Origin of the sequence: Aeromonas sp. S13(2024) (assembly GCF_041402405.1) — a bacterium.
In the GTDB taxonomy this organism is placed as follows: Bacteria; Pseudomonadota; Gammaproteobacteria; order Enterobacterales; family Aeromonadaceae; genus Aeromonas; species Aeromonas veronii.
On record NZ_JBGLRA010000015.1, the window covers coordinates 1 to 15,341 of the forward strand.

13 protein-coding genes are annotated in these 15,341 nt (G+C 53.4%); 10 read left to right on the plus strand and 3 right to left on the minus strand.

All coding sequences use genetic code 11. The features are described from left to right. Positions 1–552: 552 nt before the first annotated feature. Both ACB042_RS16955 and ACB042_RS16960 read right to left on the minus strand, forming a co-directional pair. On the minus strand, positions 553–1,872 hold the full coding sequence (locus tag ACB042_RS16955; protein WP_371178778.1) for a type II toxin-antitoxin system HipA family toxin: 1,320 nt from the start codon (positions 1,870–1,872) through the stop codon (positions 553–555). Next, on the minus strand, positions 1,872–2,126 hold the full coding sequence (locus tag ACB042_RS16960) for a helix-turn-helix domain-containing protein (RefSeq protein WP_017410478.1): 255 nt from the start codon (positions 2,124–2,126) through the stop codon (positions 1,872–1,874). The genes ACB042_RS16955 and ACB042_RS16960 overlap by 1 nt, the downstream gene beginning before the upstream one ends. A 538-nt stretch (positions 2,127–2,664) precedes the next feature. Between ACB042_RS16960 and ACB042_RS16965 the strand changes: the two genes are divergently transcribed. Continuing rightward, on the plus strand, positions 2,665–3,282 hold the full coding sequence (locus tag ACB042_RS16965) for a recombinase family protein (RefSeq protein WP_216956805.1): 618 nt from the start codon (positions 2,665–2,667) through the stop codon (positions 3,280–3,282). Here ACB042_RS16965 and ACB042_RS16970 read toward each other — a convergent pair. Next, on the minus strand, positions 3,279–3,602 hold the full coding sequence (locus tag ACB042_RS16970) for a hypothetical protein (protein ID WP_101778626.1): 324 nt from the start codon (positions 3,600–3,602) through the stop codon (positions 3,279–3,281). The two genes, ACB042_RS16965 and ACB042_RS16970, sit on opposite strands and share 4 nt — an antisense overlap. Before the next feature lie 737 nt (positions 3,603–4,339). On the opposite strand from ACB042_RS16970, the gene hsdR reads away from it, so the two are divergent. The 9 genes from hsdR to repC all read left to right on the plus strand — a co-directional run bounded on the left by hsdR (position 4,340) and on the right by repC (position 15,208). Then, the gene (gene hsdR, locus ACB042_RS16975) at positions 4,340–6,817 is read left to right on the plus strand and encodes an EcoAI/FtnUII family type I restriction enzme subunit R (RefSeq protein ID WP_371178779.1); all 2,478 of its coding nucleotides are present in this window, start codon (positions 4,340–4,342) and stop codon (positions 6,815–6,817) included. Positions 6,818–6,937: 120 nt separating this feature from the next. Then, positions 6,938–8,425: an N-6 DNA methylase gene (locus tag ACB042_RS16980; RefSeq protein ID WP_167557196.1), complete on the plus strand. Its 1,488-nt coding sequence runs from the start codon at positions 6,938–6,940 to the stop codon at positions 8,423–8,425. Further along, on the plus strand, positions 8,425–10,158 hold the full coding sequence (locus ACB042_RS16985) for a restriction endonuclease subunit S (RefSeq protein ID WP_371178780.1): 1,734 nt from the start codon (positions 8,425–8,427) through the stop codon (positions 10,156–10,158). Before ACB042_RS16980 ends, ACB042_RS16985 begins: the two co-directional genes overlap by 1 nt. A gap of 90 nt (positions 10,159–10,248) precedes the next feature. Further along, positions 10,249–11,235: a hypothetical protein gene (locus ACB042_RS16990; protein WP_371178781.1), complete on the plus strand. Its 987-nt coding sequence runs from the start codon at positions 10,249–10,251 to the stop codon at positions 11,233–11,235. Positions 11,236–11,546: 311 nt separating this feature from the next. Next, complete coding sequence (locus tag ACB042_RS16995; RefSeq protein WP_201959061.1) at positions 11,547–12,329, plus strand: hypothetical protein; 783 nt, start codon at positions 11,547–11,549, stop codon at positions 12,327–12,329. A gap of 20 nt (positions 12,330–12,349) precedes the next feature. Then, positions 12,350–12,952, plus strand: coding sequence for a hypothetical protein (locus tag ACB042_RS17000; protein ID WP_216952716.1), 603 nt, complete (start codon positions 12,350–12,352; stop codon positions 12,950–12,952). A 235-nt stretch (positions 12,953–13,187) separates the two neighbouring features. Further along, on the plus strand, positions 13,188–13,523 hold the full coding sequence (locus tag ACB042_RS17005) for a helix-turn-helix domain-containing protein (RefSeq protein ID WP_015848536.1): 336 nt from the start codon (positions 13,188–13,190) through the stop codon (positions 13,521–13,523). Positions 13,524–13,530: 7 nt separating this feature from the next. Next, entirely contained in the window at positions 13,531–14,382 is an 852-nt protein-coding gene (locus ACB042_RS17010; RefSeq protein WP_081043454.1) for a helicase RepA family protein, read from the plus strand. 25 nt (positions 14,383–14,407) lie between these two features. After that, the gene (repC, locus tag ACB042_RS17015) at positions 14,408–15,208 is read left to right on the plus strand and encodes a replication protein C, IncQ-type (protein ID WP_058056544.1); all 801 of its coding nucleotides are present in this window, start codon (positions 14,408–14,410) and stop codon (positions 15,206–15,208) included. Positions 15,209–15,341 lie beyond the last annotated feature (133 nt).

The following is a 15,341-nucleotide window of genomic DNA, read 5'->3' on the forward strand; positions in this document are numbered from 1 at the left end:
AGGTGAGCTCGCCTTTTTCAATCTGCTCGACCAGTGCCAGTTTAAAAGTCAGCGAGTAATCGCGCTGTGTCCGTTTCACACCTTGTCCCATCGGGTTCTCCATTTATTGGGGGGAAAGGTGTAAACCATATTCAGGACGGGACAAACGCACAATAAAAAGCCCGGGATGAACCCGGGCTTTTTATTGCCTGCTGTGCGGAGAGTTACTTGCCGATGCAGAATGTAAATAATTTATTATCTTCAATATGTTAGTGACTTTTCGGGGGCCACTTGGGGTAAAAGTAACTAAAACAGCATATTGAGAGGCCGCTCACGGGTTTCTGCCATCGTGCAGCGTTCCCACATAGTCCATTCTCGATCGTGCAGCCTTCCCATATGAATCAACGCGATGCCACCACACGCAGTCAAAGCCGCCTTTTAAGTGAGTTTTGAACATATTTTGAACCGACTATAGCATCGTCCGGTGCCTGGAAAGCCGCTTTACTCTTCGAACCGTGCAAGTTTCCCATAGGTAGTTTGGCTAACCGTGCAGTCATCCCACATACCGCCAATTTAATCCCAACCCTTTATCAGCCTGGCTGAGCGGGCTTTTAGGCCCTCTAGAATGGTGCTGCTGATGGTATCGGGGAAGTCTGCTGGCAATTGCTGGGTAACGCGCTCAATAACATCATCAACAGAGTTGGCCAGTTCTGTCAGGATCTCTTCCATAGCAGAACGCTCAAATCCCACAGTTTTTGCCGTTTGGAAGAAATGACGCGGGAATATCTGCTCAATGGAGTACTTCTTTCCCTTGCTGCTTGCTAGGCCCATAGCGAGCTTGGCGTCCCTTCGGTTGAGGCCTCGGCCGCCAAACACTGGATAGACAGATAGGATGTCGTAAAAAGGGGTCAGGCGAAAACGCCCTTCCGGTTCAATAAAGACCGAGAAGTTCTTTGCATGGCCATCGGTGGCTGCCAGCAGCCAGAACAGGACCTGAGATTTCATGAACAGGTAGCGATCCTGTTCTGGTGTCGCAGAGCCCAGCAAGGTTTTCATGATGTCAGTGATCCCTGGTCCTCCATGGCTCTCGTATTTCCGTGCTGACGGAACATTCAATACCTGACAGAAATCTTCTTGGGGAAGGCGCATTATCCAACTGCGATCGGCAGCGTAACGTCTGTCGAAGCGTTCCACAGCCAGTGCTTTGACCTGGCCAACCTGCATCATGAAGCAGTGAGGTACGGGTAGACCAAACTCCTTGGCAATCAGAGTGCAGAGATATTCGTTTTCTACGCTCTGGGAGAGGTCTATCGAGTAGGAGTGGCTTTCAATCTTGCCGATAGGGAGTTTGATAATGTGGGTTGTCGGCGTTGCTTTGAGTGGCAAGTACCAACGGCCATCGATATAGAGCAGCGCAGTCTTTTCTTGCGCCCCGGCGATAGAGATCCGGAACTCCTCTTGCTCCCTGACCATCCCCAAAGGGATTCCTGATTTGTAGCTGGTCAGGATCTGCTCGAGCTCGTCATCGGAAAGTGCCTTGTAGTCGATTCGCCTGACATCTGGAACATCGTGCCCTTCGGTAACCAGCTGTAATGCCCCTACGCTATCCTGGCCAATGCAACGGAGCAGATCGAAGGGCTGGGTTGATGCCGCTTGATAGCGTGCTACAACCCTGTTTCTCACCTCCGTATTATCTGGCAGCAGGTTGTCGAAGAAGTTATAGGCTTCATCGCCCCGGTAGGCCTGATGGCGCAATGGCATGGAGAGTGAGATCGGACGGCTGCCCGGTTGTGCTAGCCATGACTCATGGTACTGAAACTGATGGGCGCCGCTGGTAGTTTTGGTGAATGTGCCTACCCGATAGCCGTTCATGTAGACAGCCAGATTGGCCATTACCACTCCTCCTTCCAGCCCGATGCCGGACTCTCGGATGACTCATTGCGGGGTTTGATATCCACTGACAATTCGAGTGCTGCGAGGATCTTGAACAGGGTTTCCAGCTTGGTGGACTCAGGATTGAGCTCGAAGCTGGAGACTGTGTCTTGCCTAATCCCCACTTTCTCGGCCACTTTGCCTTGAGAGAGCTTTTGAGAAAGCCTGGCATCCTTGATACAGGCGCTCAGCTGCTTGGCGCTGGTTACTTTCATGATTCGACAACCTGGTAGCGTGCCTTCTTCCAATTTACACGCTATGGCAGGTATATCAATATTTACCTGTTATAGGGGGTAAATGTAACTTACACGCTGTAGGCGGTATCTAACATTTATCCCCTATAGCGGGTAAGAGAACAGCAGACGGGGAGATTACCAAGCCATGGGGTAAAGAACTGCCGCGCTACGCTTGGCTGCTGGCTTGTTCAGTGAGTCGAAAAGATGACTCACCTCAAAGCCCAGCTTCTGTAGATTTCCTCCTTTGGCATCCCATTCAGCAGATCAGGAATGGTGAGCAACGTCGCTTAAATACTCAAATACAACTCAAAAGCGACTTTGTGATGACGGATCACACTTAAAGTTTGTGCTGTCAGATCAAAAGGCTATCGAAAGGTTGTGTTTCGATCGTCATGTGGTGGTTCTAAAAAGGTATACCCCATTAAAACCACTTAATACCCTCTCGAAAATCATATTGAAACCACTTATATTGAACCAATAATTAGGAACCACTTTAAACAGACTGATAGGGGTTTCAATGTTCATACGGGCGTATTTACGTGCATCGACTATGGAACAGGATGCTGAGCGGGCACGAGAGCTGCTGATTGGTTTTGCTGCTGAGCATGGCCATCAGATTGCCAGTTTCTATGTAGAGAATGAGTCGGGGGCGACGCTGGACAGGCCTGAGCTTATGAGGCTGATCCGCGACGCTGCAGATCGTGACATTGTGCTGGTAGAGCAGATTGATCGTCTGGCTCGCCTCAATCAGACGGATTGGCAAACACTGAAGCAGCTTTTGGCACAGAAACAGCTCTCCATCGTTTCTCCTGAGCTTCCGACTTCCTGGGTGGCATTACAGGGGGACAGCCGCTCCGAGTTCACCAGCGCCATCTTGCAGGCTGTAAATGGCATGCTGTTGGATATGCTCGCAGCCGTCGCTCGTAAAGACTATGAAGATCGCCGTCGCAGGCAGCAGCAGGGTATTGCCAAGGCCAGGGATGAAGGGAAATACCGTGGTAGGCAGAAGGATGAGAAGAAGCGTCAGCACATCGCTAGGCTGTTGGTGACAGGCCACAGTTATTCCGTGATTCAGGAGATGCTTGGTTGCTCAAGGTACCTTATCGCCAGTGTGGCCAAGGAGACACGCAGTTAGCTCCAGAAGTAGTAATTTTTGATGACCGGCCCACCCTTGCGCTGTGGGCGTGGGGTTGTCTTGAGGGTTTTCGCTGTCCAGATGAGTGCGATGCTCAGCGCAGTGAACAGCCCGGCGGGCCAGTGCCAGCAGGTGAGTGCAGCAAGAGCCATTAACTGCAACCTGGCCGTGATGGGGCGCCTGGTGGCCCAGGCCAGTATTGGCCAGCACCAGTAAACCGGTGGCAGGCAGATCAGCAGCCATGCAAACACCGTGTCGCCAAGTGCCATCAAGCCCAGCGCAACCACCGCCATGAGGGCGATATCAGCGATCGGTTTCATGGTGTCTCTCTTTTGCATGCGCCTTGTAGCTATACAGACTCCACACGAAGACAAGCGTGAAGAAGGCCAGCAAGCCTACCATTCCCCAACTGAACGCATCCATCGTGTTACTCCACCAATGAACATGATTTCAGCATGGCACTGAAGGTCTTGGTATTCAATCAACTTATTGAAAATGTTGACTTTGTTCGTTCGTGACAAAGTTGGAGTACTCGAATCCAGTGGCTTATTGACCAGTGGAATCAGCGCCCTTATCCCCGGCCAATCCCTGTCCAATTCCTTTCCACATAACTATCTATCTGGAATATTGGTGCGGATATTCCAGATAGTGGAATGTCGCTTCAGAACGAGCACCTGGAATATTGATAGGGGCCTTCCCATCTATCTGGAATGTTCGTGCTGTTTTTCGCTCTGGAATGTTGGCCACTCTGTCTGAGGTGAGTTGGAAAACCCGGTGTGCTGGAATTGATGGGGGCAGATTCCTATCTATCTGGAATCTTGGCCTCTGCATTCAGCGAGAGCCAAACCGGCTGACTTGCTATGGGACTAACTCAAGCGATGCCCTTCAACAATCATTCACTACGACCTAGTTACGCCATTGCCAGACGTTTCCTTGACCCGAAGGCATGCCATCAAGAGCTGCACCCATTTTGCTTTATGAGTCTGAAATCAATAATACCCGGCTGAATTTATGAGAGAATCTTGAGCAATATTGTCCCCTGACCGGAAGAGTGCTCATGGCCGAGATCAACAAAGCAACCCTCACCGAAGCCGACATCATCTCGAAATACCTGCTGCCTGCTATCAAGGCTGCGGGGTGGGATGACCTGACTCAGGTTCGCCAAGAGGTGAAGCTGCGGGATGGCAAGGTGGTGGTGCGCGGCCAGATGGCGGCACGCAAGAAGGTCAAATCGGCCGATATCGTGCTCTATCACAAGATGGGCTTGCCACTGGCGGTGATCGAGGCCAAAGCCAACAAGCATGAGATTGGCAAGGGGATGCAGCAGGGGCTCGATTATGCCCGTCTGCTGGATGTGCCGTTCGTATTTGCCAGCAACGGCGATGGTTTTGTATTTCATGACAAGACCAATCCGGCCAAGCTGGAATCCGAGATCGCGCTGGAGGACTTCCCCAGCCCCGGCCAGCTTTGGGACAAACTCTGCACCTGGAAGGGCTACACCCAGGCACAGCTGCCGGTCATCAGTCAGGACTATTACTCGGATGGCAGCGGCAAATCTCCCCGCTATTACCAGCTGCAGGCCATCAACAAGACCGTAGAAGCCATATCGAAAGGCGAGGATCGGGTATTGCTGGTGATGGCCACCGGCACCGGCAAGACCTACACCGCATTCCAGATCATTTGGCGTTTGTGGAAGGCGGGCGCCAAGAAGCGCATCCTGTTTTTGGCCGATCGGAATGCGCTGGTGGAACAAACCAAGCGTAATGATTTTCAGCCTTTTGGCTCGGCCATGGCCAAGGTCACCGGGCGTACTGTCGATCCTGCCTATGAGATCCACCTTGCCCTCTATCAGGCGCTCACCGGACCAGAAGAGTCACAGAAAGCCTTCAAGCAGGTCTCACCCGGTTTCTTCGACCTGATCGTGGTGGATGAGTGCCATCGGGGCAGCGCCGCCGAAGACAGCGCCTGGCGCGAGATCCTCGAATACTTCTCATCGGCCACCCAGATTGGTCTCACTGCCACGCCCAAAGAGACCGCAACCGTCTCCAGCACCGATTATTTCGGTGACCCTGTTTATACCTACTCCCTCAAAGAGGGGATCGAAGATGGTTTTCTTGCCCCCTACAAGGTGGTGCGGGTCGATATCGATGTCGATCTGCAGGGGTGGCGTCCCACCAAAGGGCAGATCGACAAACAGGGCAACCTGATTGAAGACCGTATCTATAACCAGAAGGATTTTGACCGCACTCTGGTGATCGATGAGCGTACCCAGCTGGTGGCCGAAACCATCACCAACTACCTCAAGAAAACCGACCCGATGGCCAAGACCATCGTGTTCTGCAACGACATCGATCATGCCGACCGGATGCGACGGGCGTTGGTCAACCTCAACCCGGAACAGATGGCCAAGGATGAGCGCTATGTGATGAAAATCACCGGCGATGATGAGTTGGGTAAGGGACAGCTTGAGAACTTCATTGAGCCGAAAAAGCCCTATCCGGTCATCGCTACTACCTCCGAGCTGATGACCACCGGCGTCGATGCCAAAACCTGCAAGTTGGTGGTGCTGGACCAAAACATCCAGTCCATGACCAAGTTCAAACAGATCATCGGCCGTGGCACCCGTATCGACGACAAGTACGGCAAGCTCTGGTTCACCATTCTCGACTTCAAGAAGGCCACCGAGCTGTTTGCCGATCCCCGTTTCGACGGTGAGCCGGAGCGCGTCATGGTGATCAAATCGGCAGACATCAACAATCCGGATGAAGGCTTGGGCGATATCATCGGCGATGCCGATCTGCTGCCAACCGATGAACCCGGCGACAATGACGATCCGTTTGCTCCCGGAGTCGATGAACAACCCGGCAGCTACACAACCGGTAGTGATGGTGGCCAGTGTGGCACTGAGTGCGGCGCAGGGGGGCAGAGCGCAGGCCCGCTGGGTGGCCCCGAGCCCGGGGTCAGCAAGTATTATGTCAACGGCGTGGCGGTCAGCGTCATCGCCGAGCGGGTGCAGTATTACGATGCCGATGGCAAGTTGGTGACCGAATCCTTCAAGGACTACACCAAAAAGACCCTGCTCAAAGAGTTTGCCACCCTCGATGCGTTCACCAAACGCTGGCAAGCCGCCGAACGCAAGCAAGCCATTATGGATGAATTGGCTCAGGCGGGCGTGCTGTGGGAGGTGTTGGAGCAGGAAGTGGGCAAGGAGCTCGACCCGTTCGACCTTATCTGCCATGTGGTATACGATCAGCCGCCACTGACCCGCCGCGAGCGGGCCAACAACGTCAAAAAGCGCAACTACTTCACCAAGTACAACGACACCGCCCAGCAGGTATTAACCCGCCTGCTCGACAAGTATGCCGATCAGGGGGTGACCGAGATTGAGACCAAGGATGCGCTAAAAGTCGCCCCCTTTACCGAGTTGGGGCGCCCGCTGGAGTTGGCCAAGAAGGGTTTTGGTGGCCCCAAACAGTTCGAGCAAGCCATCACCGAACTGGAACAAGAAATTTACCGTGAGCAGCAGAGCGCCTGACGACCTGACTGCTTCTGAACTACCATGCGGCCATTCCAATGATGGCCGCTTGTTTTATCGATACTCCTGACGTATTCGCCCCTGTATTCGTCACCATTTTTGTAAAAAGCAGAGAATCCCATGTCATCCATCAGCTCAGTCATCAAATCCATTCAGGACATCATGCGCAAGGACGCCGGTATCGACGGCGATGCCCAGCGCCTCGGCCAGCTATCCTGGCTGCTGTTTTTGAAAGTGTTCGACGCCCAGGAAGAGGAGTTGGAGTTTGAGCAGGATAACTACCGCTGCCCCATCCCCGAGCGCTTCCTGTGGCGCAACTGGGCGGCCGATAGCGAAGGGCTGACCGGCGATGCTCTGCTCGATTTCGTTAACAACGATCTGTTCGACAGCCTGAAAAACCAGCCTGCCAACATCGAATACAACCCCCGTGGCTACGTGGTAAAAGAGGCATTCAGCGATGCCTTCAATTACATGAAGAACGGCACCCTGCTCAAGCAGGTGATCAACAAGCTCAACGAGATCGACTTTACCGACAGCAGCGAGCGCCACCTGTTTGGTGATATCTACGAACAGATCCTGCGCGACCTGCAAAGTGCCGGTAATTCTGGCGAGTTCTACACCCCCCGCGCCGTCACCCGCTTTATGGTGAACCGCATCGACCCCAAGCTTGGCGAGCGGATCATGGACCCGGCCTGCGGCACCGGCGGCTTTCTCGCCTGCGCCTTCGATCATGTCAAAGAGCACTATGTCGAGACCTCAGCCGACCATCAGACCCTGCAACAGCAGATCCTGGGGGTCGAGAAGAAACAGCTGCCGCACCTCCTTTGCACCACCAATATGCTGCTTCACGGCATCGAGGTGCCGGTGCAGATCCGCCACGGCAACACCCTCGACAAGCCGCTGGCGAGCTGGGATAGCGATATCGATGTGATCCTCAGCAACCCGCCCTTTGGTGGCACCGAAGAGGATGGTATCGAGCAGAACTTCCCTGCCGATCTGCGCACCCGAGAAACCGCCGACCTGTTCCTGCAACTGATCATTGAAGTTCTGAAAAAGGGTGGTCGCGCTGCCGTGGTGCTGCCCGATGGCACTCTGTTTGGCGAAGGGGTCAAAACCAAGATAAAGCAACTGCTCACTGCTGAGTGCAACCTGCACACCATAGTGCGGCTGCCCAACGGCGTGTTTGCCCCCTATACCGGCATCAAGACCAATATCCTCTTCTTCACCAAGGGCCAGCCGACCAAGGATGTCTGGTTCTACGAGCACCCCTATCCGGCTGGGGTGAAGAGCTACAGCAAGACCAAGCCGATGAAGTTCGAGGAGTTTGAAGCCGAGATTGCCTGGTGGGGCGATGAGGCGGACGGCTTTGCTGCCCGGGTTGAGAACGAACAAGCCTGGAAGGTCAGTATCGACACCATTATTGAGCGCAACTTTAACCTCGATATCAAAAACCCCCATGTCGGCGAGCAGATAAGCCATGACCCCGACGAGCTGCTGGCGCGCTATGCCACAGAGCAGGCCGAGATCCAGACCCTGCGTGACCAGCTAAAAGCCATTCTGGGTGAAGCCTTGAGTAAGGACGCGGTCAAGCAAGGGGGGCAGGCATAATGGCGATCGAGAATCTGATTACCGACCATCTGGATCTCTGGACTGCGGCGGTGCGCCCGAAAAGCAGTGCCGGACGCGGAACGAGCAGCAAGCTGGAACTCACCGGTATCAAAAAGCTGCGTGAGCTGATCCTGGAGCTGGCCGTGCGCGGCAAACTGGTGCCGCAAGACCCGAGCGATGAACCCGCTTCCGTGCTGCTGGAACGGATTGCTGCCGAAAAGGCGCAGCTGATTAGAGAGGGAAAAATTAAAAGTGAGAAACAATATCCTGTCATTAGCGATACTGAGCTGCCCCATAGCAAGCCTGATGGTTGGGTCTTCGAACGGTTTGGAAATGTTTTAATTAACCGAGATTTCGAACGTATCCCTCTAGCTGTTTCTGAGAGGGAAAAAAGGAAAGGTGGTTATGATTATTATGGCGCATCAGGAGTCATCGATAAAATAGATGGCTACTTGTTTGATAAACCACTTCTATTGATTGGTGAGGATGGTGCCAATCTAATTAATAGGTCATCTCCAATTGCATTTATCGCCAGGGGGAAATACTGGGTAAATAATCATGCGCATGTTTTGGATGGACTTAATGAAGACCTTTTAAAATATGTTTGCTTGCATATCAACGCGATGTCATTGTTACCGTATATTACTGGTACTGCCCAACCAAAAATGAATCAAGCGAAGATGAATGCAATTGTTCTTGGCATTCCTCCTCTCGCTGAGCAAAAGAGGATTGTTGCCAAAGTGGCTGAGCTAATGGCCCTCTGCGACCAGCTGGAGCAGCGCAGCGAGTCGCAGCTGGCGGCGCACCAGACGCTGGTGGAAGCCCTGCTGGCGACCCTGACCGACAGCACCGACGCCGATGAACTGGCACAAAACTGGGCGCGGCTAAGCACTCACTTCGATACCCTCTTTACCACCGAGGCCAGTATCGACGCCCTGAAGCAGACCATCCTGCAACTGGCGGTAATGGGCAAGCTGGTACCGCAAGACCCGAGCGATGAACCTGCCTCCGTGCTGCTGGAACGTATTGCTGCCAAAAAGGCGCAGTTGGTCAAAGAGAAGAAAATCAAAAAAGAGAAACCGCTGCCTGCGATTAGTGAAAACGAAAAGCCATTTGAGCTACCACAAGGATGGGCGTGGTGCCGACTAAATGACTTAGCATTATCTTCAGAGGCAGGTTGGAGCCCACAATGTGAACCAACATCCCGAGAATGCAACAAATGGGGTGTATTAAAAGTTAGTGCGGTTACATGGGGGATATTTAAACCGGAAGAGAATAAAGAGCTGCCAGAATCTCTTGAGCCTAGACCTGAGTATGAAGTGAAACCTGGTGACTTTCTCATTTCCCGTGCAAATACAGCGGAGTTAGTTGCGAGAGCTGTTATTGTTCCTCATGATGCGCCGATTCATCTGATGATGAGTGATAAGCTTATTAGATTTAAATTTTCAAAATTAGTAGAGCCTCATTTCGTTAACATGGTTAACAACAGTGTGTTTTCTAGAACTTACTATGCAAAGGTCGCTGGTGGAACAAGTAGTTCTATGAAGAATGTCTCTAGGAGACAGATTCAAAATCTAGTTGTTGCACTTCCACCTAGATCTGAAGAACTAAAAATTATCGATAAAGTGAATGGACTGATGACTATCTGCGATCGACTTAAATCCCGCCTGCAAACCAGCCAGCAGACCCAGCTTGCCCTGGCCGAGTCGCTGGTGGAAGGAGCCCTTGCCTGAATGTTGGCAGGGCGTCCGCAATGGCGCCCTGCATCCTGCTTTACGCCATCAATTTCTCTCTCCCCAAACCCTATAACAGATCGATTTACCATGACCCTCTTTCATATCGCCAATCAACAGCTGACCCCGTTAACCCAAACCACTTTCGCTGCCGAAGGGCTGCAAGAGCGCCAGGATCTGCAGGAGGCGTTAAAGCGCAATATCGCTGCCATCGCCCCCGATTGCCTGGTGATTGCCGATGAGTTTTCCGACTGGGAAGATAGCCGCCGCCGTATCGATCTGTTGGCCATCGACCGTAATGCCAATCTGGTGGTGATCGAGCTAAAACGTGATGAAGTAGGCGCCCATATGGAGCTTCAGGCCCTGCGCTATGCCGCCATGATCGCCAATATGACCTTTGATAAAGCCTGTGAATACTTTGCGGCCTATATCGAGCAAGAAGGGCTACAAATCGATGCCCGCAACACCTTGCTGGAGTTTGTCGATCTGGACGAAAACCAGCTCGATGATTTCGGCAACGAGGTGCGCATTGTGCTGGCGTCGGCTGACTTTGGCAAAGAGCTGACCACCTCTGTGTTGTGGCTGCGGGACAAGGGCATCGATATTCGCTGTGTGCGGCTGACCCCGTTCCGCTATCAGGGAGAGGTGCTGATTAATGCTGCGCAGATCATCCCGTTAGAAGAGGCGGAGTCCTATCAGATCCAGTTTCGAGAAAAGCGTGCCGAGCAACGGGCCAGCCAGCAAGGTACCAGAGACTACAGCAAGTACCGCTTTAACGGCGGGGTTTACAACAAACGCCATTTTGCCTTGGCGGTACTCAGCCATTGGATAAAAGACCGGCAACTTGCCGATCTGGCCGGGATCACTGCCTATCTGGCGCAACTTGATCTGGCCAGAAAGGTAACGCCGGTTGACCAGATCCCGGAAAAAAACCTTAATCGCTGGCATGTAGGCGAGGGCAACCTGATTGAGCTGCCATCGGGTGAGCTGATCGCCATCTCCAACCAGTGGGGAACTGATACCGAACAGTTGCTGCAGGGGATGACACAGTTGGGCTACCAGATTGAAAAGCTCTAGCAATGTGAGGGGATATTGAGGTTTAACGGGCCATCCATCCGATGGTGGGCTGGCCGTGATATCGTCGATAAGCAAACCACGCTGGCAGGCCAAAAACCGTCAAACAACAACCCCGGCGTAAGTTGCAACGCAACCAAGCGGCCGGGGTCATGTTGCGGGCAACCTTAAAGAGACGCCCTCTTTCAGTCAAACATTTTTACCCCATTTTGTGACGGATAGGGTGGTAGTCGAGTGGGTATTGTCGCAGGATCTCGAAGGCTCTTCAGTTACGTGAGAGCCTGCTTGAAATATCAACATTACAAGGAGTTTCGATGTTACATGCCATTTTGCATGGCAAGGCTGGCCGGATCGAGCGGGAAGGGGAATCCCTGCGCTGGCGCGACCTGTTCAAAGGCAGCGAAGATCTGCTAACTGCTACTTTCTTTGGCCGTCTACCCCACCTCTCGGACGGTGCTCTGGGTGCCGTGCTGCGCTTTCTACTCGGTGACAATCCGCTAGACCCGGCCACCTTTCAACGGCTGGAGCTGTGGCCAAAACTGGCATCGCTGCAGGATCGCCGTTATGTTGAGCCCGATGTGCTGCTCCACTTTGACGACGCGCTGGTGGTTATCGAGGTGAAGCCCCCGTTCGGTGGCGACCAGTATCGGGAGCAGTGGCTGGCCCAGGTCAAGGCTGTGGTCAGCGAAGCCGAGTTTGATGACTATGAAGACCGGCTCTATTACGTTGCGCTTGGCAATATCCCTGTCGCCCCGCTGATTCGCCCAGAGCTGCCCGAACGCTTTGTCCAGATGACCTTGCGTGAATGGGAGCCACTGCGCCGCTATCTGCAAACTGCCTCCGAGTTTGAATCCTGCCGTCAGGATCGCGCCATCCGCGATGAGTGGCTGCAGGCGTTTGAGCTGTTTGGCATGGCCCCGGTGGTGCCTGAATGGGCGCCGTTGTTTGCCTACGCAGGGCAGCTGGACCTGGATTGCGGGGTGATGTCTGAGCGGGAAACTCCCCCACCGGCTGAACCTACTGGTTGGGCTGCTCTGCTCGACTATGCCGGGACATTGCACCTCTCTCGCCCCGATTTCTCTTTTTTGAATCACTGACTTTGGCTAAGGATGCCGCCATGCAACACGATCTTGAACAGACCACCCAGCTGGTGACCCAACTGCAACAAGCCCACCGACTCGCAGCCGGTTTTTATCAGCGTATCCTCCCACTATTCGATCAGATCGCCAGTCAGGCGCTTGACGCCGAGTTCTGGTATTGGGAGCCCAGCGAAAATAGCCGCCCCTGCCGCTCAGGAACCCGCCCTTCCAGCAGCTGGGCATGGGACTATCTGCCACTGTTTGCTTCTACCCATTGTTACCGTGATTGGGGTGGCGATACTGCCGAAAAGAACGATATCACTCTGGCTTTCCGCCTTTACATTGATAGCGATTTTCGCCATACCTCAGTGCTGCGGGCAGGGGTAAAAGGCCAGCCAGACCCTCTGCAACTTGATGGCCAAGCCATTGTTGAAGTGAGTCTGTTCCGTTGTCTGGAAGATAGCGACAAGCATTTCGATGAGCTGTGGCGCCCGGTGCCTTGGCCCCTTCATCAACCGAATTGGAAGCAAAGTGAGGAGTGCGGCCAGCTCGCCTTGTGCTCCAACCATCTGCCGCTCGCTCAGCTGCTTGCCGATCCTGATGGCGTTGGCCGTTGGATCGAAGAGATGAGCCATCGTTGATCCTGTGGTTGGCTTGGGATAGCCAACCTAGTGGAGCCTGATGACTTTACTGGCGGTCTCTCGCCAAAGTGTCATTTGCCCCCCCCCCCTTCCTGTTTCCATCTTAAATTTCACATCCGAAAATTTTCCAGAAAACGCTGTAAGTGCCCAAAACGGGCACTTACAGCGGTCTGGATTTCGTTAGGTCCCCGGTACGCTCTTGCATGCTGATGTTTGTAACTAGGAGACAATCTGCATGCGCGAACAAAATTCGTCAGTTTTCAGTGATCCGAATGGGGCAATCCTGAAAGAGCTTTATGAGCTTAAGCAGTTGGTAATCCAGCAAGGACAGGCGCAAAAAGAGGTGCTTTCTGCCGAGGAGTGCGCTGAGTTGCTGGGGGTTTCTGTCTGCTATGTGTACCGGCTGACCAGTGAAAAGCGTCTGCCGCATTACAAGCCACAAGGCAAAAAGATCTACTTCAAGCGCGTTGAGCTGCTGGACTGGCTGCTCTCCCACCGCATTTCACCGGACGCCGAACTCACTGAGCATGTAACCAAGCGTGTGCGGCAAGCTAGCCATGGGCGGTTGTGAGGTGGGTATGACACAGGATCTGATTACATCTCTCTGCCCCCAGGATCTCCGGTCGGCTTTTGTTGAGCCTCCAAAACCCCTCGATTTTGTCCTCCCGGGGCTGCCTGTTGGCTGCGTTGGTGCTTTGGTGTCACCGGGAGGGGTGGGCAAATCGATGTTGGCATTACAACTGGCAATGCAGATATCCGGTGGGCCGGATTGGATTGGGCTTGGCAATCTGGGCAGGGGAGCTGTGCTCTACCTGCCTGCCGAGGACCCTTGGCCTGTACTGCACCAGCGCTTGTTTGCCTTGGGCAGAGGTCTTGATGCTGAACTTCGTGCCAACGTTGAACGATACCTTCGTTTGATATCGCTTCAGGGTGCCAGCCCGAATGTGCTGGATAGCCATTGGTGGGAAGCGATTGCCATTTGGGCTGAGGGGGTCAGGTTGGTGGTTATCGATACACTGAGACGCTTTCACGATGCTGATGAGAATGCAGCCTGTGCTATGACACTGGTGCTGGGTCAGCTGGAACGGCTGGCCATGCTGAAGGGATGCGCTGTGTTGTTTGTACACCACACCAGTAAATCTGCGGTATTCCAAGAAGCTGGCGATCTGCAGCAGGCAAGCCGTGGTTCGTCGGTACTGGTGGACAACGTTCGCTGGCAGGCCTATCTCGCCACTATGACCAAGAAAGAGGCGCAGAAGCTGGGCGTATCGGCAGAGAAGAGCCAGCTTTACGTGCGGTTTGGGGTAAGCAAAAGCAATTATGGGCCGCCACTACCGGAGCGCTGGCTGGAGCGGAAGGAAGGTGGCGTGCTGTACCCCGCTGGTTTTGACGAAATACACTGGGCTGGGGGCAAACGTGCCTTGCTTTGAATTGACTCATGCCCGGCACGACCATATGCACTGCCTTGCTCCCGGGTTGTTTAGGGCGATCTCGAATGGCCAACGCCGCCGTGACAAGCTGGAGGTGATTTACCGTTTGGATAACGGTAATCAGATTGAGTTTTCTGGGCCAGAACCCTTGGGGGCTGACGATTTGCGCGTACTTCAAGGGTTGGTTGCCCTAGCTGGGCTTGAATCAGAAAGTGGCAAGATTGGGACTATTGCGAGTGGTGAAACCGGAGAGATATTACGAGACCTACTTCAGCTGCGTGGGATTGCCAACCAGCAGGATGTCTTGGTAGTCAAAAGCAGCTTGCGCAAACTGGCCAAGGAGATTGGTTACGCAAACCCTCGTGACACCAATACGGTGCGTCGCACTGTCGAGCGGTTGTGGAAGGTGTCGGTAATAGCACAGGTAGCAGGCTTGCGTAGTGGTTTTCGTCTGCTGGCGAACTATGCCAGCGATCCCCTGACCGATAGGCTCTTTGTGGCGCTTAATCCATTGCTGACCAATGCCATATTGGGTAATGGCCGATATACCTATATCGATCTGGCTGAGGTACGGCAACTGCGTAGTAGCACTGCCCGGATATTGCATCAGCGGCTTTGTGCCTGGATTGATTGTGGCCGCAGCAAGCCAGTAGGTTTAGATAAACTGGTCTCTTACGCTTTTCCTGATAAGTCCAGCGCGGCCACCAACCGAAAGCGGCAATCGCGAGTTCGCAAGGCACTGTATGAACTGGCTGAACTGGGTTGGTCAATCAGTGAACATGCCAAGGGGCGGTTTACCATCGGCCGGCCTGCACTATCACGATAACGGTCACAAACTATCACGAAAGTGGTCACAAAGTTCACGATAACGGTCACAAGCCAATTCAGTGAAACCCAGTTACCGCTTGGGCTGCAGGGCGATCCTGAAATCCGATCTATATTATCTAAGATAATCTAGG

What these genes read in the sequence shown, in the direction of transcription:
- ACB042_RS16955 (WP_371178778.1), bottom strand. Translation starts at nt 1,872, where the DNA reads ATGGCCAATCTGGCTGTCTACATGAACGGCTATCGGGTAGGCACATTC.
- ACB042_RS16960 (WP_017410478.1), bottom strand. Translation starts at nt 2,126, where the DNA reads ATGAAAGTAACCAGCGCCAAGCAGCTGAGCGCCTGTATCAAGGATGCC.
- ACB042_RS16965 (WP_216956805.1), top strand. Translation starts at nt 2,665, where the DNA reads ATGTTCATACGGGCGTATTTACGTGCATCGACTATGGAACAGGATGCT.
- ACB042_RS16970 (WP_101778626.1), bottom strand. Translation starts at nt 3,602, where the DNA reads ATGAAACCGATCGCTGATATCGCCCTCATGGCGGTGGTTGCGCTGGGC.
- hsdR (WP_371178779.1), top strand. Translation starts at nt 4,340, where the DNA reads ATGGCCGAGATCAACAAAGCAACCCTCACCGAAGCCGACATCATCTCG.
- ACB042_RS16980 (WP_167557196.1), top strand. Translation starts at nt 6,938, where the DNA reads ATGTCATCCATCAGCTCAGTCATCAAATCCATTCAGGACATCATGCGC.
- ACB042_RS16985 (WP_371178780.1), top strand. Translation starts at nt 8,425, where the DNA reads ATGGCGATCGAGAATCTGATTACCGACCATCTGGATCTCTGGACTGCG.
- ACB042_RS16990 (WP_371178781.1), top strand. Translation starts at nt 10,249, where the DNA reads ATGACCCTCTTTCATATCGCCAATCAACAGCTGACCCCGTTAACCCAA.
- ACB042_RS16995 (WP_201959061.1), top strand. Translation starts at nt 11,547, where the DNA reads ATGTTACATGCCATTTTGCATGGCAAGGCTGGCCGGATCGAGCGGGAA.
- ACB042_RS17000 (WP_216952716.1), top strand. Translation starts at nt 12,350, where the DNA reads ATGCAACACGATCTTGAACAGACCACCCAGCTGGTGACCCAACTGCAA.
- ACB042_RS17005 (WP_015848536.1), top strand. Translation starts at nt 13,188, where the DNA reads ATGCGCGAACAAAATTCGTCAGTTTTCAGTGATCCGAATGGGGCAATC.
- ACB042_RS17010 (WP_081043454.1), top strand. Translation starts at nt 13,531, where the DNA reads ATGACACAGGATCTGATTACATCTCTCTGCCCCCAGGATCTCCGGTCG.
- repC (WP_058056544.1), top strand. Translation starts at nt 14,408, where the DNA reads ATGCACTGCCTTGCTCCCGGGTTGTTTAGGGCGATCTCGAATGGCCAA.